The organism is Streptomyces alanosinicus (genome assembly GCF_014650595.1).
GTDB lineage: Bacteria > Actinomycetota > Actinomycetes > Streptomycetales > Streptomycetaceae > Streptomyces > Streptomyces alanosinicus.
This window is the reverse complement of record NZ_BMVG01000001.1, coordinates 1,183,644-1,209,561: the sequence shown is the minus strand read 5'-3', so window position 1 is coordinate 1,209,561 and position 25,918 is coordinate 1,183,644. Positions and strand designations below refer to the sequence as shown.

Here is a 25,918-nt window from a genome sequence, read left to right as displayed (position 1 = left end):
GGGAGGTATCCGGACGCGTCGGCGAGCTCCTCCGCTGGATGCATACGCCTGGCCGTGACGCGGACGACGTAGTCGACCGAGCCCAGACACGCTTCGAGGCGGAAGCCGAGAGGCTTACCCGCTGGTGATCGCGGCGGAGTAAGACCACACGTCGGCGGGGAGCTCATGCTGCAGGTCCCAAGTGATCGCCATCGGCTTGTTACCAGTGTGCTTCACGTAGGTGGCCGGGCCCAGGAGCATCCAGGGCTCGGGCTTACCAATGCTGTTCACCTTGTAACGGCGCAGGAACAGCAGAACTTGGCTGCCTTGGTCGGCGTGGTGCTGGTAGCGCAAGCCCGTCCGGGACCTTTCGGACGTGCTGTTCTGGGACTCCCAGTGGTAACGGGTGGGGCTGATCGCGTAGTCCCTGTAGCGAACGTTGGGGGAGAAGTCTCGTTCGTTCTTCTCTGAGGTGATGAAGAGCGCGTCGGTCTTGATGTCCTCGACCCAGCTCACCCCCTGACTGAAGACGCCTGGAGCAGCGGGGTGGAAATTTCTTCGGTAGGAGCGACTGCGGCCTTCTGTCCGGCCGGCCTGCGGGCGGCCGGACGTCGGTGTCAGCGCTCCAGCATGTTCGCGAAGAAGCCCAGGCGAGGATCCTCAGGGGTGCCGACGAGCAGCGCGCGGTCGAGGAGGATGTTGTTGTGTTCGCAGCTCGTCTCGGGGAGCATCACGCAGGCGTGGCACGCCGCCAGGTTCGCACCCGCGGACCGTGCCTCGACGCACAGCGGGTCGGCCGAGCACCAAGTGGCACGCCGCAGCGCAGAGCGGAGCACCTGGGCGAGGCGTTCGGGCTCGCCCTGGGTCACCATGCCGCCGAGACTCCCCGCAGAATCGCTGGTCGCGGTGTAGACGAGGAGCCCGGCCATGCCTGCGTCCGTGTACAGGCGCTCGCGGAGTGCCGCAGCGGGATAACCGGCCTCCAGGCTCCACTCGTTGATCAACACGTGTGCCAGGGTGTGCAGCAGCACCATGCGGGGCGTCGCCGGAGAGAGCGGCACCTCCGCCGGGTCGGCGGCCCGCTCCCTGAGCGCACGGTCGTGGTGGGTGCGCATGCGCTCCACACGGGCTGCCACCGCGACCGACCGTGTCCAGTCGTCCAGCCGGTTCTCGTCGAGACGCACGAAGACGCCCTCACCGTGTACCTCCATGGCAGGGAGCCAGTCGGTCGGCGTCAGGGAGAGTGCCGCCTCGTGACCCTCGGAACTGGACTCCGGGTCCGCGATGCGGGTGAACGCCTTGAGCGCTCGCACCTCGCGCAGGCGCTTGACCAGCATGGGCCTTTCGACGCCGTACGGGGCGAGGACCACAGGGTCGGAGACGGGCGGTTCGCACACGAACTGTTCGTCGCGCCCCTTGTCCCCCAGCGCGTTGCCGGCGCACAGCCGCTCGTACTCCTGGCGGCGCAGCGCCTGGTAGCGGTTCTCCGACCTGGCGTCCGCGGCGCCCTCCTCGGCCGAGTCCTCCGCCTGTTCGGCCTCCAGCAGTGCCATGACGGCGTCGAGGGATATCGAGTTGTCACCCTGGAACGCTCCCATGAGGTAGATCTCGATCTTCTCGCGGGACGAGAGCGAGCGCAGACGCTCCCAGTGGCCCACCAACTTGTCGGCAATGCCATCGCTCCACGGGGGGATGGACAGGGCGGACTTCAGCACCGGCTGCCAGACCGCCGACGAACCACGCTGGAGCGTGCGGGGCGCCTGACTGCAGAACTCGGCGGGCGCGTCCTTGAGCCAGGGCCGCTTGCCTTCGCACCGCACACCGAGGTCGCTGAGGGCCGACCGGCGGAAGGCGCCTTCCATGGAGGCCTCCGGCACACCGCACGTGCAGGAGATGAGAATGGAGCGCAGCGAGGCGCTCTGGCCGGAGAAGCGCATGCCCATCTCGCCGCCGCAGTGGCCGGTGGAGCCTTCCTCGCGGTTCTTGCGGTGGAGCCACTTCCAGTAGGGGAAGTCGTCGAGGTGCCCGTCCTCGCACGCCGTGACGAAGCGGGACGGCACGAGGGGCTCGTCGTCGCAGACCGTGCACACGTTCTTGCCCGGCGGGGGATTGAAGCCTCGTACGTGTTGCAAGGACTGACACCTCGGGCACGAGTGCCACAGTGGGAACCGTCGCACGCGTACTCCGTCCTTGCTCGTGTCCTTGGAGGCCGGGGGCAACCGGAAGTGGCTCACACCCAGGACTCGGGCGAGACGGTGCTCGTGGATGATCGGTGCTTCGTCGAGCGGCCAGCTTCGGTAGGCGTCGTCGATGCCGGAGACGATGAACGACTCGTTGTCGACGGCGATCAGCGCCCCCACACCGTACGTGGTGATCATCTGCGCGCGACGAACAGCGCCACGGCGGGGGAGGGCGAGACGGGGCGCTGCCGAGTCGCCGTCGGCGCGACGGCGGCGACGCTCGCGGGGTGGGGTCATCTGGAAGCCTCCAGGAAGAGAGCGGACTCGGCGTCGACGTCGCGCAGGCTCCACAGGGTGGACCATGCGCGGTTGTCCTCGGACTCGTCGTCGTACGGCTTGAGCAGGGCGGGGGTGAGATTGCCGTGGACGGGCTCGTACAACAGGCCGCCGTGGCCGTCCGCCATCTCCTGCCACCAGTCGACGAACTCGTCGAAGGCATCGGAGGTGTCCTGCAGCTCCTCGGGGGCGATCTGGGAGACGCGATCCGTCAGCAGCGGCTTGATCTCGGTGTACAGGCGGTCCACGTACCCCTCGATCCGACCGGCGTCGTCGTTCTCCCGGGCCTCGGGGATGAGGATGCGGGCGAGGGCCACGACCACGGCGTGCAGGCCGCGGTCACGGGACCGGGCGGAGAACGGCGTCACGGACGTCGACTCGACCTCGCGATAGAGCGCGGAATGGAAGTGCAGGAAGCTCTCGTAGTGCGAACGGTCGCGAGCCCGGGCGGAGTTGAGCATCACGGCCACCAGCCCCGGATGGGCGCGGCCCACGCGGCTGGTCGCCTGGATGTACTCGGCCGTGGTCTGCGGCTGGCCCATCAACGCCATCAGGCCGAGGCGGTCCACGTCGACGCCGACGGCGATCATGTTGGTGGCCAGGAGGACATCACGGACATCGGGATCCGGGTACCGCTTCTCGATCTCCTTGAGCCGGGTGGGGATGAGGCTCGCGTCCACCCGGCTCGTCAACTCCGAGTATCGGTTGGAGAGACGTACGTCCGTGCCGTCCCGTTCGGCGAGCAACCTGAGGTAGTCCTCGACGTCGTCGTTCACCTGGAGTTCGGCGGCCGACAGCAGACGAAGGCTGTTGAAGTAACCGACCAACGTCCAGTACGCGTCCCGGACCTCGTCGCTCGTCTCCGCGCACATGGCCTGATGCAGCAGGGCCGCGTACGTGCGGATGAGGAGAACGGACTGGCTGGTGGCGGGGGCGAGCAGGCCCACGTAGCGTCGACTGGCCTTGGTCCTGCGGTCGGTCTCCACGGCGAACCACGAGTCCCGGGCGTCCAGACCGGCCGGCGGGAACTGGCGTACGTCCCGGTCGAAGAGATTGCGTCCCTGATCGGACGCGCGACGGATGGTCGCTGTGGAGGCGATCACCTTCGGCCGGTCGGCAAGAGCGTCGACAGCCGTCTCGTACAGACCGGTCAGTGTGCCCAACGGCCCTGAGATCAGGTGGAGTTCGTCCTGGACGATCAGTTCCGGGGGTGGGGTGTCGTCGCTGACGCGGTCGCGGTTGAAGAGCGCGGCCGTCTGCTTGCGCCACGGCATGGACGCGAACTTGTCGACCGTGGCGATGACGAGGGTGGGGCGGGCCTTGTAGACGGTCTGGTCCACCACGTGCACGGGTAGCCCGGAGGCGAATGCGCAATCCGGGCCGGGACAGCGCACATCCATGCGGACGTCGTCCTCGTCCACCGTGTAGTTGTGAGCGTCCAGTGCCGTCCCGCACCAGGGACAGGAGTGGAGCTGCACGGGGTTCTCCGTCTGCAGGTTCTGTCCGCCGCGCAGTTTCAGCAGTTTGTCCGAGGCTGTCTTCAGGTCGTTGGGTGTGGCCGACCTGCCGACCCACATGCCGATGGAGATGCCTTCGTGGCCCAGGCGTTCGGGGGCGGCTCGGCGCATCGACTCCATCGCGCAGATGAGGATCGTGGCGCGCTCGAACTGCTGGAGGGTGAGCAGCCGCAGCGTGTACCGCATGAGCACGGTGACGCCGCCGCCGTCGGCACCCCGACGCAGCCGGCGCAGGAACGTGGTGAAGGCGATCAGGCCGAGGTAGGCCTCGGTCTTGCCACCACCGGTGGGAAACCACAGCAGGTCCGAGATCCTGCGGTCGGGGTGCTTCGGGTCGTCGATACCGCGGAGGCACAACAGAATGAACGCGATCTGGAACGGTCGCCAGCGCTGGACCGAGAGGTCGGGCGCACCCACACGGCCGCCCTTCACCCAGGCGCTTCGCGCGCGCTGCTCCGCCATTGCCCGATTGGCCAGTCGGAAGGCTTCCATGACATCCGGTTCGTCCGCCAGGGCCCGGATGCCCTCACGCATCCGGCCGAGGGCTTCGCGGCAGGCGTCGAGCTGCGCATGCGCCGCATCCTGGTAGGGGGTTCCGGCGAGAGCGGTGGCCTCCGATGCCTTGGCCTCGATCCACTGCTCGTATCCGAGGGCCAGCCCGCGCAACGCGGACAGCACCTCGGTGTCCGGGCGTTCGGCGAGGCCGAGCATGCCGAGCGCCGAGCTGTCGATCTCCGGGTTGGAGTCGGTCAGCAGCACCTCGTGGGTGGGCAGGAACTCAGAGCGGACCTCGCTGACCGCGGCACGCTCTATGTCGGTCAGACCGACCTGTGGCGGCGTCCAGTGCCAGTGGGCGGAGCAGCCATGACCCACTGCGAAGGTCGGGGCATGGCGGTACAGCAGGCGGCTCGCGGCCAGCTCCAGGTCGGCGGCGGGGACGTCGGGGGAGCGTTCGACGAATGCGGACGCACCGTTGACCGCACGGACCCGGAGACCGGGCTGGAACAGGGCGAAGGCGTCCTGGAGTTCCCGCTCACCCACGACCTGCAGGTTGATCAACGTCACCGTGACGGTCACCGTGCCGGAGGATGCGTCCGCCGGTCGGACGAGGACGTGCAGCTTCACCCGGCCGGTGGCAAGGCCCAGCTCGTGAACCTCGGGCCGGGTGACATCGATCGGCGTGTCCGACAGCTCCAGTTCCCGACGCTGCCAATGCTCGCGCTGTTCGACCGTGGTCCTGGCCTCCGCGTGCCGGGCCGCAACCGTCCGGCCCGCGGCGTCCACCGGGACGTACACAGCGGCTCTCGCGGAGACCACGATCTCGGAGCTGATCTCGGGGGCGACGGCGAAGGTGAGACCCATGGCCGACGGGCGACGGTCACCCGACACCGGAGGTTCGAAGGAGGGGCCGGTGTCCTCCGAGCTGTCGTTGCCGAGCAGCGGGGGCTCCGGGCCCTCCTGCTCGGCGGTGTCCTCCTCCTGCCGTCGGCGGCCGTCGGCGTCGGCGGCCCGGGGGAAAAGGACACCGATCGGATAGCGAGTGATCGGGGCGTCCTGGGTGAGGATCTCGGCCGGGTCGTCCCCTGCCTCGACGTCCGGACCGAGAAGCTCGCGGCGCAGTCGGGTCACCAGTGCCTCACGGACCCGGTAGTGCTCGGTGTGCGGGCTGGTCCTGTGCGTCATCCCTGTTCCTCCCCGGCGCGTTCGCCGCGCAGATGCCGACCGATTCCGGTGATACGAGGGGCGATCCACACCCCGTTGCCGCCGACCCCCGCGTTCGCGCCGGCCGCCGTGCTGCCCGCCACCGTCTCCAGCGTGTCCACCCGCAGGTCCACGATCTCCGCCGGCCAGGTGACGTCCCACGAGCGCGAGATCATCTCCACCGCGTACAGGTCCCGACGGAAGCGCTCGGAGACCTCGCCGACGATCCGGTCGCGGTGGACCAGGTCGTAGGGCGGACTCTGGTCCGGACCCGTGGGGAGCGCGTGGCGCATCCGAAGCGTCACCGCATCGCCTGGACGAACCTGCTCGAGGAGGTAGGTCTGTGTCTCCACGGCGGACACGTCCGCGTCGTACGGGCCAGGAGGCTGCCCGCGGTGGATGTCTCCCGGCATGACCTGGACGCCGTAGCGCTCATGCTTCCTCCAACCACCCAGGTACCAACGGCCGGTGGAACGGTGACGCCGTATACGGGAGGTGTCGGGACCGGTCACGTGGTACAGGTCCTGGCGGGCTCGCGTCATGGCGACGTACAGGGCCCGCGCCTCTGCCGGTATGTCGAGGTCCTCGTGCGCTCGGCGCAGCTCCGCGACGGACGGCGGTGACAGGAGGAGCACCCGGTCGTACTCCAGGCCCTTGGCCCGGTGCACCGTCGAGACGGTCAACCGAGCCGTCTCCGGGTCGGTCAGATCGTCGGGGAACCGTCCCTCGGCCACCAGACGCCCCACGGCGGTCACGTCGACAAGGCCCCGGCCGGTGCGTCGAGTCACGGCACGCAACGATCGCCAGCAACGCTGCGGCTCCACGCCCGTGGGCAGCGGGATCCCGCCGAGCAGTTCCAGGAAGCGGGCCTCCGTGAGCGTCGACGACCCGGCACGGCGCAGCAGTTCGGCGACCCAGGACGGCACGGGCCGGTCCTGCAGCGAACGCTTGAGTGCGTGATCCACGCCTTGCTCGTGGAGGAGTTCGGAGACGGCGAGCGCCTGACGGTTGTCGCGCGTGAGAATGGCACAGGTGTCGGGGTACGCCTTCAACGTATTCAGCGTGAATTCATCGGCCAGGTCGCCCAGGCCCGGCAGGTCGAGCAGCCGGTCGCGCAGCTCGTCGTGGAGCACCGCGGCCGCGGCCTCCTGGCCGCCCGTGGAGACGGCCAGGCGCTGCAGCTGGTCGCTCACGGTGAGAGCCGTGCGCGCCTCGGGGCTCTTCGCTCGGAAGTTCTCGGTCAGTTCGAGTTCGACGAGGTCGTCGTAGGACGTTCGCAGCCAGGTGAAGAACCGATCCGTCTCTCCGGCACGATCCGACGGGTCCTCGATCTGGAAGCCGTAGATGCCCTGGGCCGAGTCGCCGACCACGGTGAATCCGCACGAACGCTGGAAGCGATCGAGCAGGGTCTCCACCAAGTCCCTTCGATCGCCGACGAGATCCTGCGCCTCGTCGATCACCACATGTGAGGGAGCGCCCAGCTCTCCTGCTTCCACCGCGCCCTTCATGATCGCGTTCGTGGCCGCGCGGATGCGCTCGTCGAAGCCGAGGGCCGTCCAATCCTCGTCCGGGTAGGCCGACACGAGCAATTGGTACGCCCACGAGTCGAAGGTCTGGACCCGAACCCTGCGGGCTCGGTCGCCATGTCGGGCGATCCGGTCCCGCAGCTCACGGACGGCGGCGTGGGAGAAGCTCAGGACGAGGATGTCGCCCGCCTCCAGCACCTCCTCGGGGTCCTCGTGTCCCACCAAGGCGTCGAGACGCCGCACCACCGTATGGGTCTTGCCCGAGCCGGCTCCCGCGGTGACGAGGAGTCGAGTGTCCCAGGGAAGGGCGACGACGGCCCGCTGCTCGTCGGTGAGCCGAGGACTGTCGCCGTAGGGGTCGGTCACTTGCTGCTCCACAGGTGCTCGAACTGGGTGAAGGCCAGGGCGGTGTCGAAGTTCTGGATGTTGTCCCTGACGTTGAGGATCAGGCAGGTCTCCTTGCCACCGTTGAGGGGACCGCGCAGGCCGCGTCCGATCATCTGCTGGTACATGTTGGGGCTGTAGACCGGGCGCGCGACCACGACGGCTCGAGTGGCGGGCGCATCGAAGCCCTGAGTGAGCACGCCGTAGTTGGTGAGCACGCGAGTGCGGCCCGCTCGGAAGTCGTCGATGCGTCGACGGCGGTCGTGGGACGACGTCGTGGAGTCGACCGCGGTGGCGGTGACGTTCCGGTCACGGAGCTTCGCTGCCAGGTACTTGGCATGGTCGACCGAGGTGGCGAACACCAGCACCGGCCAGTCCCGCGGCATGTCCGAGATCTCGGCCAGGATGCGGGCGTTGCGGTCGTGGTCGTCGGCCAGCCGCTGCTCGGCTGCCCTGGACAGGAGACTCAACTGCTGGGCGCGTTGCTTCTCCTCGGGCTTCAGGGTGATCGTGCCGCCTTGCAGGATCCGATGCTCGACCTGTGCCAGCATCTTGAGTCGCTGCAGCTCGGCGTAGGCATCCCCGTCCGGGAAGACGCCTTCGTCCAGACGCCGACCACCGAAGCGATTGATCAGGCGGCGCGTCTCCTCCTGGTTGGTGTTGCGGAAGGGCGTCGCGGTCAGACCCAGGAGATGACGTTCGGTGCGGGAGGCCGTCAGGCCCAGGTGCGTGAGGATCTCGGTATAGCGAGGTGTGATGGCGGTGTGCGCCTCGTCGACGATGACGAGGGCCGCGTCCCGCAGCCATGCATAGGCGTCGGCCGCGAGGCAGTTCGGCTGCTGGAGCTTGGCGTCGGTGGCGACGACCAACTGCGGTCGGTCGCCGACCAGACTCGCCTCGTTCGTCGACCACAACCGGTTGATCGCCAGCGGCGTCTCCGCGCCGACCTTCTCCCAGACGAACTTCCAACTCTGCACCGCCTGCTCGCACAACTCCTCGGTCTGGGCGATCCACAGGATCGGTCCGTCGAGCTGCCCCACCTGCTTCACCCAACGGATCACCGCCTCGGCCGTGACACGCGTCTTACCGGCGCCGGTCGGCAGGGACAGCATTCCGCGCTGAGGGACGATGCGGTCCAACATCGCGAAGACGTTCGCGGCCAGGCGCTCCTGGTAGTCGTGCAGACGGGGGAAGCGCCGCGGCCCGTCCACATCGATCCGCGGCTCCAACGACGGTGCCTTGAAACCGGCGAAGGCGTCCGGGAAGCGGAGGTCCGCCACGAAGGCCACTGCCGTGGAGGCGCCCGTGAACGACGCCGGGGCGTGGCTCGGATAGACGTTCTGCAGGTCGCGGGCGTGCACCTGCAGGATGCTGTCGCCATGCGCGTTGAACGCCATCTGCGCGACGCGGTGGTCTTCGGGCTCGGATCCGCCGTTCTCCGCGCGCTCACCGTCCATCAGCCCTGCCGGCAGACGATCCCGTAGGGCTTCGGCGCCCAGTAGCAGCAGGAGCTTGGCCACCACGTCGTCGGCCTCACGCACGGCCTTCAGCGCGTTCTTGACCTTCTGGTCCTGCTCCTGGCGCTGCTGAACCTCCAGCAGCTGTCGGCAACCGGACTCGCCCATTCGCCAGTGGAGTTCGCGGTCCACCGCCATCACGGCCTCCAGAGGTGTGGCCGGTTCGAGGACGAGGATCACTGCGCCCTGCAGGCTGCTGTTCAGGGTCTTGGGGCGCATGCCGTTGGGACTGCGCGTCACCTCTTCGAGGACCTTGCACCTCTGGAGCGTGTACTGGTCCACCTGTGAACCGCGCAGCTGCCGCAGCGTGGGAAACGCTTCCTTGAGCGGTATCGACTCACCGGCCGGCTCGTACCGGATCTCGCGGCTGATCACATCGGCGTACGGCAGCATCCCCCACTGCTTCACGAGCAGCTCGGCGTCCTCGGCCGACGCGGCCGACAGGGCGGGCAGTCGTTCGGCCCGCAGCGCCCGATACTCCTCCTGCGACGAGGCTACGGCGATCTCGCCGTCGGGGCGCGTACCCCACTCGTCGCCGATGCGACACCGGGTGAGGGTGTCCTCGGGGAAGGACACCTCCAGGCGCGTCAGCAGCACGTACGTGTTGCCGACGAAAGCGTCGTCCTCGCTGTGCTGCAGCTTGTCCAGAAGCTGGCTCCAGAACGAGTCGGGCACCGCCTCGACGCCGGCGGCGAGGCGGAGCTTGCGGGCCTTCTCGGTGCTGATCCGAGCCACCGGCAGCACGTCCCCGTACGCGGAGAGCTGCGGACCGACCGCCTCGGTGACGCGGCGCAGGCCCTGCGAGGTGAGGACGAGGCCGTGCCGCTTGAGCATCCAGCGGACGGGCGAGGGTACGGCCCGTCGGGTGCCGACCTGTGCCCCCACCTGCAGCGTCCAGTTGTCGACGAGGGCGTCCTCGGGCAACAGCTCCAGGAAGTCGGCGCGGGCCCGGTCCGAGAGCTGAGGCAGCAGATGCAACGGTCCGCCGATCGCAGCGCCCTCCAGCTTGATCTTGGCGAGTGCGGGGCGGGACGCCTGATCGGGCAGGGCCGCGCAGTAGGCCCTGTGCATGGCCTCCCGGTACTGCTCGAACCACGGCTCGCCCTCCGGCCGGTAGCCCCCCTTGGGCCGGTCACGCAGCCCCACTTCGCGGAAGAGGGTCATGTCGTCGGAGTGGAATCGGGCGTCCACGGTGATCGAGGGGTCCGATTCCGGTGTGACGACCGGACCGGGCAGCAGACAGTCCCGCATCGGGCGGAAGCGACCGTCCGAGGTGCGTACGTGCAGAGTCGCCGAAGGATCGGGCACGCGCCGCTGTACCTCGTGCGACAGCAGGCCGCTGCCGGCCTGGTGGAACAGTTCCCAGAAGCGGATCCACTCCTGAGGGCCGTACGAGGCGAACCCCTGCTCCAGGACGCTGACGAAGCGGCCTCGCACGTCGGCCTCGCGGATGCCGACCAGGGTGAGCGCACTTGCGAGCGAGGGGTCGTCGGACAGCGCGCTGTCGACGTAGACGAGGGACTCACGCAGTCCGTCCTGATCGGCGCGGCGGAACACCTTGCCGACGACCGGGGCCACCATGCCGTGTTCCTCGGTCAGCACGACCCTTGCGGCGCGAGCCTCGTCCGCGTACGGCGAGGACGACTGGATCATGTCGGCGACGACACGGACAGCGATGGCGGACGCCTCGGCGGATCCGTCGGCGACCAGTGCCTCCAACCACTCCCGGACCGAGGCGCGTTCGCGCTTGGCGGCCTTGAGGATGTGCTCCACCTTGCCGGAGCGGACGTCGGTGGCCTCCACCGACGGGTGCAGCCAGTTCGCGGGTCGGCCAGGGTACGAGTTCCACAGCGTGAGCCAGCGGACCAGGGACTTGTTGTCCTTGCCGAGCGACGGGTGGATGTTCAGATCGCGCGGGACCTGCAGTCGTCCGTCCTGGTCCGGGAGCGACGGACGGTGTGCGGTGGCCTCCCAGATCTGCTCGGTGAGATGGCGGTCGGCCCAGCTGACCGTCTCGGACTCACGAGAACGTCCGGGGAGAAGCGGGAGATAGGCGGCCGGGTCGTCGGCGGGAGCCAGCTTGGGCAGCGACTCGACCACCAGACGGGCGGCCACCTGGATCATCTCCTGGTTGAACGGGGAGGAGTCCAGGAGGTTCTGGCGGTCCTCGTTGGTCTTCCAGGCACCGTTGAGGATTCCGCTCAGCGTCATCTCGTACTTGGTGGGGAAGAACGACCAGAATCGACCCCGGCCCTTGAAGGTGGCCAGGAGTCCGGTGGCCTCCTTCACATACTCGGGTACGGCCCACGAGATGTCGAGGGAGACCCGGTCGTGCAACTCTCCTGCGCTGGAGCGGGCGGCGGCGGTGGGCTCGTGGGTGAGGGTGAACACCCGCCATCTGGTGGTCGAGGAGGGCCGGCCGGGCGACAACTCGCACACGGTGTGCAGCTCCTGGTCACGCTCGACCGTGAGGGTCCGTCGCACGACGGGGCGTGGACGACGGTCCTCGAGGATCACCTTGGCGACGTGTGGTGAGAAGAGCTGGAACCCGACGGGGAACTCCTCTCGGCCGCCCGAGGGTCCTCCGTGCATGTCCTGCCCCAGTCGATCGGCGGCTCCGTCGAGCAGCGGCAGGCGCACGACGGTGGTGGCCCATCCCAGGAGTCCGTCGAGCACGGGGTCGGCGGAGCGCTCGGCGGCTTCGTCCAACGGGCGAGCCATGCGGAGCACAGGAGACTCGAACTCCTCGCCGAGACGAGCCGTGACCTCGGGAACGGAACGGATCTGCTCGTGCGCCCACTCGCGATCGAAGCCGAAGGAGCCGGTGCTGCCGAAGAATTGAGGGGCGTCGGTCACGACGAGCACGGACTTCACACCCACGCCGAACCGGCCGATCTGGCCGCCGCGCTTGCGCGACATGCTCATCCGGAGAATCGTCTCGGCACCTTCGGCGGTGACAGGGGTGCCCTCGTTCGCACAGTAGAGATGGGTGTCCGTCAGAACGACGTGAACGCAGCCCCCGGGCTCGGCGGCGATTTCGTCCGCGGCGTTCTGCACGAGTTCGAAGAGCTGTCGGTCGCCGTATCCGCCCTGGGTGATCCGCCTTTCTCCGTTCGCATGCTCCGGAATGAGACCGGGATCGACGGCGTACGTCCTGAGAACGCGCGAGGACTGGTCGACAACGGCCTTGATCACGGGGGTCGGTTCGGGAGGCACGGGACTCCGATCCTGGACGATGACCTGCATGGGGATGGGAATTGAGGGCGACTGCGGTGTCGAGACGTTCACCGAACTGATGTTGCGTCAGGCCATTGGCGGTGTAGGGATGATGGCATGGACGTTGCTGCTGTGGCAGCGGTTCCGGTTTTTCGAGGTGGATTTTCCGAAGTCCGGCGGAAGGTCTCACTCGAGGGGTGGCAATTCTGCACTGCGGCCTGCACTCTCCGGGGCGGGAATTGCGACCGAGAAGCCTGGGGAGGAGAAGAAGGCACACGTCTGCCAAAGCGATCGGAGAATGGTTTCTTCCGATGCGGATGAGGCCGCTTCGGGGACCGTACTCGGCCATGTCGAGGATGCGCAAGGGTGCTTTCCGGTGGGGTGCTTACCGGACAGGGAAACGGACAACTGTGGATGATTCCGGGTGAACTGCTGGCGGTATGGGTGTCCTGGCGTCCGGGGCGCTGTCAAATGTCCTTTGACGGATCGTGTGCTGTCAAAGGGGCCGGTAGGGTGGTGCTGTCCGACGCAAGTGGAGCAGGCCCCGAGAGCAGGTGACCGTGGAAGCAGGCGAGGACTTCGGTCCATGGCTGGCACGGCAGTTGAAGCTCGTCGACATGACGCAGACCGAGCTGGCTCAGACCGTGAAGGTGACGCGCGCGGCCGTCTCGGCGTGGATCACCGGAAGAGCGACTCCGCGTCCCGAGACGATCGACCGCATCGCCCAGGCCTTGAACACCGACCTGGCCACGGTGCACACCCGCACCACCGACACCCAGGCCGGCCTCCCTGTCGGCTGGTACCACCGCCCGGGACACGTCGATGGGGGGCGGGAGTTGGGCAATGCCGCCGCGTTCGCCTTCGATGCCGACGTGTCGGTGCTGGCGCGGGAGACCTGCCAGAACAGCCTCGACGAGCGACTCACGACCCATGGGCAACCGGTGCGCGTGCGCTACACCCTGCACGAGCTGACCGGGGAGACACTCGCGCGGTTCCGTGAGGCGATCCACTGGGACGACCTCTACCCACACTACGAGGCTTCGCGCGCACAGGACAACAAGGTCGGTCGGGTCATCGACGCGGGGCTGCGCGACATGTACGAGCACGACCGCCTGGTGCTGCTGCGGGTGGACGACTACAACGCGGCAGGCCTGACCGGCGACGATTACGGTGACGGCCGCTTCGCGGCGGTGGTCAGGCGTCAGCTCGACAGCCACAAGTCCGTGAGCACCGCGGGGGGTTCGTACGGTCTCGGCAAGGCGACCCTGTGGGCGACCAGCCGGCTCGGCCTCGTGCTCATCAACTCCACGTTGTCCGAGCCGCACGAGGGTCGTACCGAGCGCCGTGTGATCGGGCGCCTCGATCTGCCGTGGCGTCAGGTGAACGGCGAGCCCTGTGCCGGGCCGGCCTGGTTGGGTCGGCCCGACCCCGACCGACCCGGGGCCAAAGTGGTGCGCTCCTGGTGGGCGGACGAGGAGGCCGTCGAATCCCTCCACCTCACGCGCGAGAGCGGTGAGCCCGGCACGTCGTTCCTGATCGTCGGGGCTCATGACGTGGCGAGCCTCGCCGACGACAGCTCTGCCGCCGAGGGCGACGAGGCCGAGGACGACGACAGCATCCAGCGGATGCATCGCAGGCTCGTACATGCTTTGGGCACGAACTTCTGGGCCGCGATGGTGGGTGGGGGCGACCGTCTGCCGCTTCTGGAGGCATCCGTGCGTACCCTGCGCAACGGGGCCGTGGTCATCGAGGAGAAGCGCGTGGATCCCATGGTCACGCAGCCTTCCCGCACGCGGGCCTTGAAGGCCTTCCTCGACGGCACGACCGTGGAGCATCTCACGGAGTCCGGGCAGGTCGCCGCGACCACCGTGCCCCTCAACCTGCCCGCCCGCGGCGGCAAACGAGTCTCCATGGGAGAACATCGCGCAGTGCTCCTGGTGACGAACGCCGAGGACGCGGACGACAAACCCAATCGTGTCGTGGCCATGCGCGGTAACCGCATGACGGTACGGGACACCGCTGTTCCGGGCCTGCCCCTGTCCGTCAACCCCTTTCAGGCTGTCCTGCTGACGGGCGAAGCCGCAGGAATGCAGGCCCCGTTCGCAGCCGAGGCCGAGCAGTTCCTGCGTGCCGCCGAGCCTCCGGAGCACAACAAGTGGGGACAGACCGAAGAGCTGACGCTCACCTACTCGCCCTCGGCGTTCCGTCGGATCAGCGGCCTCACCCGTGAGACCAACTCCGCGATCAAGGCCTTGGTCGCTCGCCCCAAGAAGGGGTCCAAGCAGGGGGGCGGGCGCCTGGCCCGGACGTTGACCGTCGGTGCGACGAAGAAGCGGAGGCGATTGTCGGCGGCGACCATGCCGGTGCTCGAGGAGCTGGACGCCCAGATACTTGAAGGAGGCGCTTGGCAGGTCATCGGCGAGATCAAGGTCCCTGCCGGCGGCCGGGACTGGCGCCTCGTGCCGGTGGCCAAGTTCGACGTGCGCTCCGGCCCACGTCCCGGCATCGCGTGGGCCGAACTCGTGGGAGTGGACAACTGCCAGGTGGTGGACGGAGCTCTTCGATTCTCCGCCTCGGGCACGGCGACGTTCCGCGGAGTGACCGACCCCACCACACACGCCGTCCGGACGAGTCTCAGTGGTCTTGTCGTCGAACTGCGCACCGGTGAAGGGGAGTCGGCGTCATGAAGGTGTTCCCGTATCCGCGGCTGCGCGGCACGGTCTCGTTGCGGGTCGACGCGGCGCGTGTGAAGGCACCCGAGCGGTCCCGCGAGCAACTCGACTCCCGTGCACGTTCCGTGGTCGAACGTGTCGTCGCGCTGGGTATGGCGGAGACGGAGGACTGGGACACCGCCACCCTGACCGTCTCGGCGACGATTCCCTCGAAGGCGACCGAGCCGGGGGCTCCGTGGTCCGACATCGCCGTGGTCGCCGTGCTGACGGACCGGAGCACGAACACCCGGGTCACGTCCAGGCTCGCCTCCGATGCGGAGAGTGGCCGCGAATGGCGCGGTGAACTGCAGATGCTCCGCTCCGACCTCTCCGACCGTGCCGACCTGACGGTTCAGGTCGTCGCGACGGTCGAGGGGGTGCCCGGGCGCATCGTCGGGGAAGCGTCGGACGACTGGATCATCGACGTCGGGAGCGACGTCCCGACCCGGGAGCAGAGCTTCGAGATCAAGGAGGTCGGGTTCGCCAAGGGGCCACGCCGGCTGCAGAACTTCACCGACGCGCCGTGGATCGTGAACACGTCGGGGGCATTGCCCACCGTTCACATCAACACCGACTTCGAGGGCATGACGGATGTCCTCGAAGCCGAAGGGCGGGGCCCCGAAGGCCTGGTCAACGCGATGATGGTGTCCCAGATGGCCGCGGACGTCTGGATCGCCGTGTTCCACTCGGCCATCGGTGACCTGGAGATCGAGGCCGACGGCACTCCGCTGTTCCCGTACGGGTGGCAGGGCGAGGTGCTCAGGGAGATGCTGGCCGACGTCGTGCCCGACCGGACACTCGAGGACGCGCTGCGTGAGGTGCATCGCAGGCGTGTGGGCGCGACCGGATGGGCGGAACTGCAGCCGCGCATCCAGTACGCGGCGATGCGCAGGGCCGAGGTGCCGCGGGCGCTTCTGGAGACCGTACGCGGCCTGGAGAAGCTCAAGCGTGAGGATGAGGCATGACGGAGAAGCCCGACCACCTGCAGGAGTTCCTGGCTCGGCTCGCCGACGAGGAGGCGGCGCAGTTCATCACGGACGGGGTGCTCTCGGGGAAGGACAACGTTCCCTACATCGCCCTCAACCAGTCGACCGAGCCGCTGCCCGAGAGTCCCCGCCGGCGAACGGGTCCGGTTCGGGACCTGATCGACGACGCGATGTACATGCACAAGGACCACAGCCCGACTCAGGCGGACGCCTGGCTCGCCCCCCGTCTCCATGCGGTTCTGCGTCTGACGCGTGCGGAAGCGGCGGATCCCGCGCTGTGGAACTACTTGGCCCTCGGCGTCGCTCCCGACTTCGTGGTCTGGCGGCATTTCTCGGAGAAGCGCAAGACCGTCAATGCCCGGTACTTCAAGGGCCCTCACTACAAGCAGGCCCTCGCGAGGCTCTGGTGGTCGGCCGAGCTGTTCCGCGACGGGCCCGACTACGAGCCCGTCGTAGCGGCTTGCGGAAACCAGGACATGCTGAACACGGTGTTGCGGTTGGACGTCATCGACCACCGGCCGACGGCGCAAGCGCTGGTGCGGCTGCTGCAACGTGGTGTCGTGCGGACGGGCCGTGAGGCGAACGCCTTGGGCAAGGCCGTCAACGCGGCGGCCGCGACTCTCATGTACGACGTCATCGCGCCTGACGTACAGCGGGATGCCGGCGCCGTGCGCCGATGGATCGACGAGGGGGAACAGGGCGGCACGGTGCTCCACCGCGCTCTTCCCGCGGGCCCGGCCGACGGGCGTGCCCCGGAGGACTCGGTGGAGCGCCTGACGAATCACTTCTCGGAGCTGTTCGAGGAAGCGAGGGTGCGAGGAAGGGAAGAGAACCACGAGGAGACGGAGGTGGACTGATCGTCCCGACCGAACTCCTCGTCACCCGCTGGGATCTGAGCGGATGACACCCGAGGCTCCCCATGTGTTGGAACGTCAAAGTGATGTATCTCACTACCTGCTTGACTGCTGTTTGCAGGTAGCCCGGAGAAAGGGTTCTGCGAGTTGGATCAAGGGCGGTAAGGTGTAGCGCAACTTGACTCCCCCCCGGCCCCGATCGCCTCGGCTGGGTACCGAGGCGTCAGTCTTGCCACCAGGCAGGCTGACAGCAGCCCGGGTAAGGAGTTGAGCCGCGATGGGCGGTAGTCGCAAGGGGCCCAGGAAGAAGAGGCGGGATCCGGATTGGTGGATCCCCGTCCTGCTGGCTGTCCTGTCGACGATTACGGCAGTCGCAGGATGCGTGAGTCAGGTGGCCGCCCGCTAGCGGGCCGGAGTTCGGCCGTAGCGCTCGTCAAGTGAGTGCGACCGGTTGATGGACGGCCGAACCCACCTGACATGGAACGCTCCGAATGCGGCCCGGTATGGATGGCAGTCCATGCCGGGCCTTCATTCTTGAAGCGCGAGCGCTGTTTCTCGTGACGACCTGGAGGGTCACGAGCCATCTGAGCTTGGATCGTAAGTTTCGCGCACCTGTTGATGCAAGCCGAAAGACTCGGCGGAATGATCCTATCTATTTGTGAAGTCGCAGGTCAGGATGGTGGCGGCACAACGCGTGTTCAATTTGATTTGACATCGAGGGGGCTGTCAAATTGTGAGGTGAATGCGCCTTTTGTAGTGACTCAAGTGGTCAAGCTCCGACGTCCATGCGCGCGTGGGGAGGTCGCCAGGTCTTGAGTGCTCCGATGGCCCGCTGCTTCCGACTTTCGCCCAGGCGCAGTGCCGTGCACAGGATGTGGATGGCCAGGAGCGGCGGGATCGCGTTGCCGATCTGCTGCGCGACGTCGGTGCCCCGCCAGGGGTACTCGACCGGGAACGTCTGGAGCAGGCCGGCCTCGCGGAGTGAGAAACGATCCTGTTCCGGACCCAGTTCGGGCTCGCCGTTCTCGTCGAACCCCTTGAGGTCGTACAGCTTGTTCCGGCTCACCTTGCCGGTGACCGTGGCGGCCGGCGTGTCGGAGGTGCGGAGCCCTCGCTTCTTGGGGTCGCCTCCCGATCCGTAGTTGGAGCGAACGACGAAGTCCGTGGACCGTGTGTCCATGAGGGCGTCGCGCATGGAGACCCACGGCTCCAGCCGCCCGCGGGGCTGGGTCGGAGGGTCGAAGAGGGGGCTCTGGTGTACCGCGGGGCTCGGTGCTTCCGGTTCCTGCGGAGCGAGTCGCTTCGCCCCCTTGCGATAGCGCTGATGTGTGAGGGGAGGGAAGTCCACGCCCTGCCCTGCGGTTCCCCGGTGGCGGGCGATCAGTACCGCCCGGCGCCGCGTCTGCGGTACGCCGTACTCCTCGGTGTGCAGGATGTGGCAGTCTGCGTCGTAGCCCAGCTCGCGAAGGATGTCGCAGTACTTCTTCCAGACCGGCAGGACGGTGGGTACCTGTTCCAGGACCACCACCTCGTAGGGGTCGGCCTTGAGCTTCTTCTCGACGATCCACCGTAGAGGTTGCAGTACGAGTCCGGTCCGCTCGTCGGCCCACGACAGTTCCTGGGCTCTCCGGTTCACCTCGGCCCAGGCCCGTTCGAGATCCTTGACGTTCCGGCTCTGCCCCACGCGCTCGGCGAGGTCCTTCACCTCTTCCAGGGCCTTGTGCCCCTCGCGGTTGCCCGCCACCGAGTACGTCTGGCAGGGCGGACCGCCGGTGAGAATGCGAGCCGAGGCGACCTCGGGGTCGAGCGGGTTGACCTTCGCCACATCCGGTTCCTCGGTCGTGCGTAGGCCTGCCGCGTGCCGCGTCGCTCGAGTCGACTCCTCCCATTCCACGCCGATGGTGGGCAAGCCGAGCACCTCGGCCGCGATGTCCAGGCCGCCCGGCCCTGCAAAGAGGTCCACAATATCGGGCTTTGTCTGGTTTGCGTCCGGATGGGGTGCTCGGGTCATGAGGTGGAAGTGTAGCCGGCGTGGGGTCGCCTGCGCCGCCTGCGTCACGCGGTCGGTCGGGAACCCGCAGTTCCTCCCGTGACCTGGTGATTCCTCGTTCAGGATCGGAGCGCCCGGGCGATGGCCCGGCCGAGCGCCTCACTCACCGGCGGCGGGGAGGCGTGGCCGATCTGCCGGTACCGGGCCGTCTTCCTACCCGTGATCTCCCATTCGCTTGGGAAACCCTGCAGCAGGGCCGCCTGGTCCACGGTGAGCTTCACCATGCCCTCCTTGCCGAGTCCCGGTGCCCACGCGAAGTCCGACCCAGGGATCTCGTCGCCCAGTGAGTGGGCGTTCACCCCCAGCTTCTCCCACTTTCGTTTGGAACCGGCCGGGCCGAGGTCGGCCCCGCCCCGGTTCTTCGATCCACCGACCAGCGTGGGAGCCACGGTGGTCGCCTGGGACGCCCACAGCTCGGCGTCCCTCCAGCCGCGCGACCGCATGGAGGGTGCCAGAGCCTCGCCGACCGAGACATGGTCCGTCACGGTGGGGGACGGCGGTCGGAACGACGGGAACCACTGCTTCTTGATCGCCACGAGAACCCCCTGCTGCCGGTCCTGCGGCACCCCGAAGTCGGCGGCGTTGAGAACGAACCAGTTGAACTCGTAGCCGAGGTGTTCCAGTTCTGCGCGGGCGAACTCCCGGAAGTCGCGGAATCTGTCCGAGTGGGTCAGCGTCGGCACGTTCTCGACGAGCAGCGCCCGCGGCCCGACGGCGTGCGCGAGGTACACGGCGGCCCTCAGCAGTCCTTCCTCCTCGCCCGACTCGGCCCGGGCAGCCGTGGCGTTGGACCTCACCCGTGGCAGACCCGCGGACAGCAGATCCACGTCGTAACTCTGTGGGTGCTCGCTCGGATCGAAGTCCAGCAGGTCCGCCTGCAGCACGTTCCAGTGCGGACGGTTGGCCCTCAGGGTCCGGCAGGCGTCGTCGTCCTCGTCGAGCAGCAGTCGCGGCTCGAAGCCGGCCAGCTCCAGCCCCAGGGCGAGCCCACCTGCCCCCGAGCACACATCGACAAAGGTCAGTCCGCTCAACGATCTCTCCCCCGTCCTTGCTGGGCCCGCCTCCGCTCGACCGCCGCCGCGATGCGCAGGGCCACGTCCTCCGGCGCTTCATGTTCCCAGAAGCGCAGTACTTCCCACCCGGCCTCCATCAGGTGCTCCGTGGTCTCCACGTCTCGCGCCATGTTGCGGTCCAGCTTCTGCCGCCACCACTGCGCGTTCGACTTCGGTTGCGTCGCGTGTTCCGGGCAGCCGTGCCAGAAACATCCGTCGATCAGCACGGCCAGCTTGACCGAGGTGAAGGCCACGTCGATGCGGCGCCGGGCCATGCCCGGCACCGGATATTCGACGCGGTAGCGCAGCCCGGCCGCGTGGAGCAGGCGTCGGACGGTCAGCTCGGCCGCCGTGTCCTTGCTGGCCTGCTTGCTCATGCGTGCCGAGACGGCGGGCGACGACGGTTTCACTGTGCTCAAGGCGACTGTGCCTCACGATCGTGGCTCGGTCCGGGTGGCCGCCGAATCCGGGTGGATCGTTCGAGACCTCGGACTTACGGCTGTGATGTCGATTCCATCACGGGGCCGTGCGCCATCACACCGCCTTCACGCCTCCGAGCCGCCGTGGCACTCCCCATAGACCTCCTCCGTCCCGCACCAGCACTCCGACCCCCGTTGCGGTGGCCAGGCCACTGCGCGGCCGCGGGAGGCCAGAGTCGTTGCGTATTGGGGGAGGAGGGTGGTGTCCTCCGGCGTGGTGCCTTCTGAGGCGGCGAAGGCCTCGTAGGACGGGACCGTGCCCGTGACGATGCCGAGGTTCGCGGTGCCCGAGGAGGACAGCTCGCGCAGGGAGGACTCTATGGTCGACAGATGGGTCTCGTGGGACGGGTACTCCGACGACAGGGTGGGGTAGGCCGAGAGGAGTTCGGTCAGTTCGCCCGCCGGCCAGTGCAGGACCGCCACCGGGAAGGGGCGGGAGAGGGCCTCGCGGTAGGCGCCCAGTTCGGCGCGGAGGCGGGAGATCTCCGCCTGGAGTTCCGCCGGGTTGTCCGAGCCCAGGGACCAGACGCGTTTGGGGTCGTGGAGTTCGTCCAGGGGGACAGGGGACGTGTGGAGACTGTCCGCCAGGGTGTCCCAGTCGTCGTGCGGCCGGCCCAGCATGCGGCGGACGCGGTGGCGGCCGTAGAGAAGGGCGTGGGTGGAGGGGGCCGGGGCTGGGGAGTCCGCTCCCGGTGCCGGCAGGAGCAGGTGCGCTCCCTCTGTGAAGGTTTCCGCCGCCGCCTCCAGCTCGTCGTGCGACTCCAGGGACTCCGCGATGATCACCCAGGGGGCCGGGTCGCGCGGGGCGGTCACCCGGATGCCCTCGATGATCGCCCTCGCCTCCGCCTCGTGGCCGTACTCCCAGAGGTTCGAGGCCTTCAGGGCCCGCACGAGGGACGGGCTCTCCAGGGCGGCGGCGGACGACAGCAGGCGGTCGTAGAGCGCGGTCGCCGCGGGGCGGTCGCCGGACAGTTCCAGGTGGGCCGCGGCGCGCAGGAGCAGGGCCTCGGCGTCCTCGGGGTACAGTCCGGCGGTTCGCTCCAGGCGTGCCGCTTCGGCGGTGTGGTCGACGTTCTCGGCAGGCGTGTCGGGGCGCATGGGGGACACCGTACTGCCGAGGCGTGGCGGAAGGGGGTAAGCGCAGGTCAGGGGATCGTCAGTGAGCGTTCACGGTGTACCCGGCGTTCACGTCCGTCCGTGGGTGTTCACCATGCCACTCCGTCCACGTCCGTCCGTGGGCGTTCACCGTGTCGCCCCGTCCGCGTCCGTCCGCGGGTGTTCACCGTGTCACTCCGTCCACTTGCAGTGTCTGGACCGACTTCGGTGCGAAGGAGGCCGAGACCGTCTTCCCTGACAGATAGGTGTCCGTGTGCGGGGTGTAGAGGTCCGCGCCGCCCGTCGTCACCGTGTTCCAGCGGGGGACCAGGCCGCCCGGGCCGCCGGTCACCGAGGAGAACCGGGAGAGGTCGAAGGTCAGGGTCTGAGCGGTGGTGGAGGTGTTCGCCGCCACGATCACCAGGCGTTTCGCCGATGTGTCCAGCGCCGCCGCCGCGTAGCTCGCTCCCGTGTCCAGGATCGTCATTCCGGGGCGGATGTGGCGGGTGAATTGGGCCAGTACGTAGTACTTCGTCTGTATGGTGGTCGGCTGGAGCGTCGAGGCGTCGTAGGCGATCGTCGCCCAGCCCGCGCTCGGGTCCATCACCTGCCAGTACACCCACGCCGTCGGATGCAGCCAGCGGAAGTCGTAGAGGAGGTTTCCGGCCAGGGTGAGGCCCGTGCCGTCGCTGTCTCCTGTTTCCGAGTTCCAGAGTGACTTGCCGGACGTCGTGACCACGTCCGTGTAGAGGAGGTCGCGGCGGCCGCCGGAGCCCTGGTAGCCGTGGACGTTGACCCGGTCGACGTAGCCCTTCGTCGTCGAGGAGAAGGAGTTCCAGGTGGTGCGCGCCAGGTCGTAACTCGTCTCGTCCGAAGCCGAGATCTTCGTGGCCGTCAGGCCCCGCTTGTTCAACTCGCTGCGCAGATACGGCAGTACGGCCGACTGGACCGTCGCGTCCATGTGGCAGCCCTCCTGGGTGCCCGTCGCCGTCCACCAGGAGGACGAGGGCTCGTTGAAGGCTTCGACCGTCGCGAACGTCACGCCCCAGTTCTGCTTCGGGTACAGGGCCACGGCCGCCAGGTGGGAGGCGTGCTGGCGGTAGTTCCAGGACTGGAGGTTGTCGCCGCCGTCGGAGGCGCCGGACGGGTTGTGGTTCAGGCACATCCACCACATCGGGGAGTTGGCGAACAGCTCGGTGGTCGCGCCCCGTCGGGCCGCTTTCTGCAGCATCGCGCGCTGGGCGGCGTCCGCCGTCCACTTCCAGGAGGAGGAGGCCGGGTCCTCGTTCGTCCAGTCCTGCCAGTAGCCCTCGATCTGCTTGAACGACGGGATGTTCGGGGAGGCGGTCATCGACTCGCCGTTCACGCTGTTCCAGCCGCACCCGCCCAGGTTGTAGCGGGCGATGTTCAGGCCGAGGCCCGGGAGTGACGTGCCGTCGTACGTCGTCGTCCTCGTGGTGAAGAAGATGTCGGCGAAGTCGTCCCTCGCGCCGAAGACGTTGGCCCACCAGGCCAAGGACGTGCCCCAGCCCTCCCAAGTGCCGTACGTGGTCGACGGGTTGACCGCCACCGTCGCGTCCGCCCGTGCCGTGCCCGTCGCCAGGGCGCTGCCCAGGATGCCGCCGCTCGCCGCGGCGAGCAGGGTTCTGCGTCGGATCATGACTTCTCCGCCTCTCCGTTGCGGCCTCTCCGTTACGGCTCCGGCAGCAGGAAGCATCGGGGGTGACGGGCGGGTTGTCGAGGGTTGTGACAGCCCTTTCTCAAACCGCTTGAGGAAGGGCCTCCCCCTTGTGGGCATGGCCAGTTGCGCGCGCTGCGCCTATCTTGCGGGCGGCTCCCCCGGAGATGCGACGCGGAGATTCCGCGTGGAGGTCGGCGCGGGCGTGAGTGCGGGGGTGGGTGCGGATGCGGGTCCGGTCCGGCGTGCGGGTCCTACGGCACAGTGACCGACGTCGGCGTGCCCGGCGCCGGCGTGTGCTGTGGGGCGGGGGAGAGGTGCTCGTCACCGTCGGGGTGCTGCTCATGCTGCTGGTCGTGCACCAGCTGTGGTGGACCAACCGGGAGGCCCGGCGCGGGGCCGAGCGGAAGGTGGAGGCGTTGGAGCGGGAGTGGGGCAATCCGGGGGCCGGGGCCGGGGGCGGTGGCGGGAGTCCGCCGGTCACCCCGTCCGGCTCGCCCACGGCTTCGGCTTCGGCTTCCGCGGCCGGCTCCGGCAGGTCCACCCCGCGTGCGCCGCGCTCGTCGTACGCCCCCGTCGCCCTGCCCCGGACGTCCCAGGCCTACGCCGTCCTCACCATCCCGCGGCTGGGGCTGCGCGTCCCCGTCGCCGAGGGGGTGAGCAAGGCCGACGTCCTGAACATGGGCTACGTCGGCCACTACCGGGGCACCCAACAGCCGGGCCAGGCCGGGAACTTCGCGCTCGCCGGGCACCGGAACACCCATGGCGAGCCGTTCCGGTACCTGCCCCGGCTGCGGCGCGGGGACGACATCGAGGTGGAGACGCGGACGGCGTCGTACACGTACGACGTCGACCAGGTGCTGCCGCGGACCTCCCCGACGGACTCGGGGGTCGTCCGGCCCGTGCCGCGCTCCCTCGACCGGCCGTCCTACGGCTATGCCGCGCCCGGCTACTACATCACCCTGACCACCTGCACGCCCGAGTTCACCTCGCGCTACCGGATGGTGGTGTGGGGGAAGCTGGTGTCCATGCGGCCCAGGTGAGCCCCCCCTCCCCGCGAGATCACCGCTCGACGTCACTGCCGCGCACTCACCGCCCGCGCAGCGCCACCGGCACACCCACCGCCCCCCCCGCAGCGCCGCCGGCACACCCACCCCACACACAGCGCCGCCGGCGCACTCACCGCTCCCGCAGCACCAGCACGCTCACCGCACCCGCCGCCGCCAGCCCCGCCGACACCAGCAGGGCGATGTTCGCGCCCGCGGCCAGGGTGTGGGCCGAGGTGGCGAGGGCGATGGTGAGGGCCACGCCGGCGCAGGAGCCGATGTAGCGGAAGGTCTGCTGGGCGCCCGAGCCCATCGCGGCGCGCTCCCGCGGTACCGACTCCACCGCCAGCAGCGGCAGCGCGCCGTTGAGCAGGCCGCTGCCCACCCCGCTGATGATCAGGCCGGGCAGCAGCCGGGCCCAGGAGCCGGAGGCCACCGCGCCGAGCATGGTCAGTACGGCGACGGTGTGCAGGGCGAAGCCGACGGCGAGCTGCGCGCGCGGCGCGATCCGGCCGGCCAGGTGCTTGACCTGGAGGGCGACCGCGAAACTCAGTCCGGACCAGAGCAGGAACAGCCAGGCCGTGTCCATGGGGGACAGCCGGAGCGTCTGCTGGAGCAGCGCCGGCAGGAAGCTGAACATGCCGATCACGGCGAGGCCGGTGAACAGGCCGCCGGCGGCCGAGGCCAGGAAGCGGGCGTGGCGCAGCAGACCGAGGTCGATCATCGGCGTGCGGGTGCGGTGTTCCACCACGGCGAAGAGCGCGATGAGGACCGCGGCGGCGGCGAACAGCAGCTCGACCGGTGCGCGCAGCCAGCCGTCGCGGCCGAGCGTCAGGGCCGCGACCAGGGCCACCAGGGCCAGACCGAAGGCCAGCGCGCCGAGGACGTCCGGCCGGCCGCCGCGCGGCGCCCGGGACTCGGTGAGGGCGCGGGTACCGAGCGCGGCGACCACGAGGGAGAGCGCGCCCAGGACGCCGTACGCCACCCGCCAGCTCGGCAGCGCGCCCGCGACCAGTGGGCCCACCGCGATGCCGCCGCTGACGAAGGCGCCCCACACACCGGTCGCGTGCAGCCGGCTGCGCGGTGCGGGGAAGGCCGCCACCAGCAGGCCGAGGCTGCTTGCCAGGATCGCCGCGCTCGCCGCTCCCTGGGCGATACGGGCGAGGGTGAACTGCCAGGTCGACGTGGTGAGGGCGCCGAGTGCGGTGGTGAGGCCGAGGGCCAGGGTGCCGCCGAGGAAGATCCGGCGGCGGCCGTAGTCGTCGGCGAGGCTGCCGGCCACCAGCAGCAGGGCGGCGAGGCCCAGCGGGGTGCCGTTCAGCAGCCAGGCCTGCCCGGAGAGCGGGGTGTGCAGGGAGGCCGCGGTGTCCGGGAGCGTGACCATCGGGGCCGTGTACGTCATCAGGGCCGCGGCGGTGGCCGCGCTGGTCAGGGCGAGTGTGGCCCGGGGGCGTGCGGGTGCGTCCCGGGCGGTCGTGCCGGATACGGCCGTGGCGGCGGGGGCGGTGGCGGGGTCGAGCCCGGTCATGGCGTGGTCCTGTCCTCTTTGGGCTGTAGGTTCGTTCATTGAATCGACCTGGCCCGGCCACCGTAACACTGTCAGTTCGGTCA

General features: G+C 68.9%; 15 protein-coding genes and 1 pseudogene. 5 read left to right on the top strand and 11 right to left on the bottom strand.

Going from position 1 to position 25,918, the window contains the following annotated elements; all coding sequences use genetic code 11:
• Positions 1–114: 114 nt before the first annotated feature.
• The 5 genes and pseudogenes from IE277_RS05485 to IE277_RS05465 all read right to left on the bottom strand — a co-directional run.
• Positions 115–516 (bottom strand): annotated as a pseudogene (locus IE277_RS05485) (DUF3427 domain-containing protein); the annotation flags it as partial.
• An 80-nt stretch (positions 517–596) separates the two neighbouring features.
• The gene (gene drmB / locus IE277_RS05480; protein ID WP_189948935.1) at positions 597–2,456 is read right to left on the bottom strand and encodes an MrfA Zn-binding domain-containing protein; all 1,860 of its coding nucleotides are present in this window, start codon (positions 2,454–2,456) and stop codon (positions 597–599) included.
• Complete coding sequence (locus IE277_RS05475) at positions 2,453–5,695, bottom strand: helicase-related protein (protein WP_189948933.1); 3,243 nt, start codon at positions 5,693–5,695, stop codon at positions 2,453–2,455. The genes drmB and IE277_RS05475 overlap by 4 nt, the downstream gene beginning before the upstream one ends.
• On the bottom strand, positions 5,692–7,605 hold the full coding sequence (locus IE277_RS05470; protein ID WP_189948931.1) for a UvrD-helicase domain-containing protein: 1,914 nt from the start codon (positions 7,603–7,605) through the stop codon (positions 5,692–5,694). The genes IE277_RS05475 and IE277_RS05470 overlap by 4 nt, the downstream gene beginning before the upstream one ends.
• Entirely contained in the window at positions 7,602–12,386 is a 4,785-nt protein-coding gene (locus IE277_RS05465) for a DEAD/DEAH box helicase (RefSeq protein WP_189948929.1), read from the bottom strand. The genes IE277_RS05470 and IE277_RS05465 overlap by 4 nt, the downstream gene beginning before the upstream one ends.
• On the opposite strand from IE277_RS05465, the gene IE277_RS05460 reads away from it, so the two are divergent.
• From IE277_RS05460 to IE277_RS05445, 4 genes are all read left to right on the top strand, one after another.
• Positions 12,385–12,774 (top strand): hypothetical protein, encoded by a 390-nt coding sequence (locus IE277_RS05460; RefSeq protein WP_189948927.1) that lies wholly within the window; start codon positions 12,385–12,387, stop codon positions 12,772–12,774. The genes IE277_RS05465 and IE277_RS05460 overlap by 2 nt on opposite strands.
• Positions 12,775–12,916: 142 nt before the next feature.
• The gene (locus tag IE277_RS05455; RefSeq protein WP_189949240.1) at positions 12,917–15,043 is read left to right on the top strand and encodes a helix-turn-helix domain-containing protein; all 2,127 of its coding nucleotides are present in this window, start codon (positions 12,917–12,919) and stop codon (positions 15,041–15,043) included.
• Positions 15,040–16,032 (top strand): hypothetical protein, encoded by a 993-nt coding sequence (locus IE277_RS05450; protein WP_189948926.1) that lies wholly within the window; start codon positions 15,040–15,042, stop codon positions 16,030–16,032. Before IE277_RS05455 ends, IE277_RS05450 begins: the two co-directional genes overlap by 4 nt.
• Positions 16,029–16,910, top strand: a complete 882-nt coding sequence (locus IE277_RS05445; RefSeq protein ID WP_189948925.1) for a DUF6339 family protein — start codon at positions 16,029–16,031, stop codon at positions 16,908–16,910. The genes IE277_RS05450 and IE277_RS05445 overlap by 4 nt, the downstream gene beginning before the upstream one ends.
• Before the next feature lie 766 nt (positions 16,911–17,676).
• Here the strand turns inward: IE277_RS05445 and IE277_RS05440 are convergent.
• The 5 genes from IE277_RS05440 to IE277_RS05420 form a co-directional block, all read right to left on the bottom strand.
• On the bottom strand, positions 17,677–18,870 hold the full coding sequence (locus IE277_RS05440; protein WP_229880671.1) for a DNA cytosine methyltransferase: 1,194 nt from the start codon (positions 18,868–18,870) through the stop codon (positions 17,677–17,679).
• Between the two features lie 146 nt (positions 18,871–19,016).
• The gene (locus IE277_RS05435) at positions 19,017–19,988 is read right to left on the bottom strand and encodes a DNA cytosine methyltransferase (protein ID WP_189948923.1); all 972 of its coding nucleotides are present in this window, start codon (positions 19,986–19,988) and stop codon (positions 19,017–19,019) included.
• The gene (locus IE277_RS05430) at positions 19,985–20,386 is read right to left on the bottom strand and encodes a very short patch repair endonuclease (protein WP_189948922.1); all 402 of its coding nucleotides are present in this window, start codon (positions 20,384–20,386) and stop codon (positions 19,985–19,987) included. The genes IE277_RS05435 and IE277_RS05430 overlap by 4 nt, the downstream gene beginning before the upstream one ends.
• 168 nt (positions 20,387–20,554) lie before the next feature.
• Entirely contained in the window at positions 20,555–21,586 is a 1,032-nt protein-coding gene (locus IE277_RS05425; protein ID WP_189948921.1) for a hypothetical protein, read from the bottom strand.
• A gap of 181 nt (positions 21,587–21,767) precedes the next feature.
• The gene (locus IE277_RS05420) at positions 21,768–23,243 is read right to left on the bottom strand and encodes a glycoside hydrolase (RefSeq protein ID WP_189948920.1); all 1,476 of its coding nucleotides are present in this window, start codon (positions 23,241–23,243) and stop codon (positions 21,768–21,770) included.
• Between the two features lie 245 nt (positions 23,244–23,488).
• Between IE277_RS05420 and IE277_RS05415 the strand changes: the two genes are divergently transcribed.
• Positions 23,489–24,304: a class E sortase gene (locus IE277_RS05415; protein ID WP_189948918.1), complete on the top strand. Its 816-nt coding sequence runs from the start codon at positions 23,489–23,491 to the stop codon at positions 24,302–24,304.
• 136 nt (positions 24,305–24,440) lie between these two features.
• Here the strand turns inward: IE277_RS05415 and IE277_RS05410 are convergent, their stop codons facing one another.
• A complete protein-coding gene (locus tag IE277_RS05410) occupies positions 24,441–25,835 on the bottom strand; it encodes an MFS transporter (protein WP_189948916.1) in 1,395 nt (464 codons plus the stop codon).
• Between the last annotated feature and the right edge of the window lie 83 nt (positions 25,836–25,918).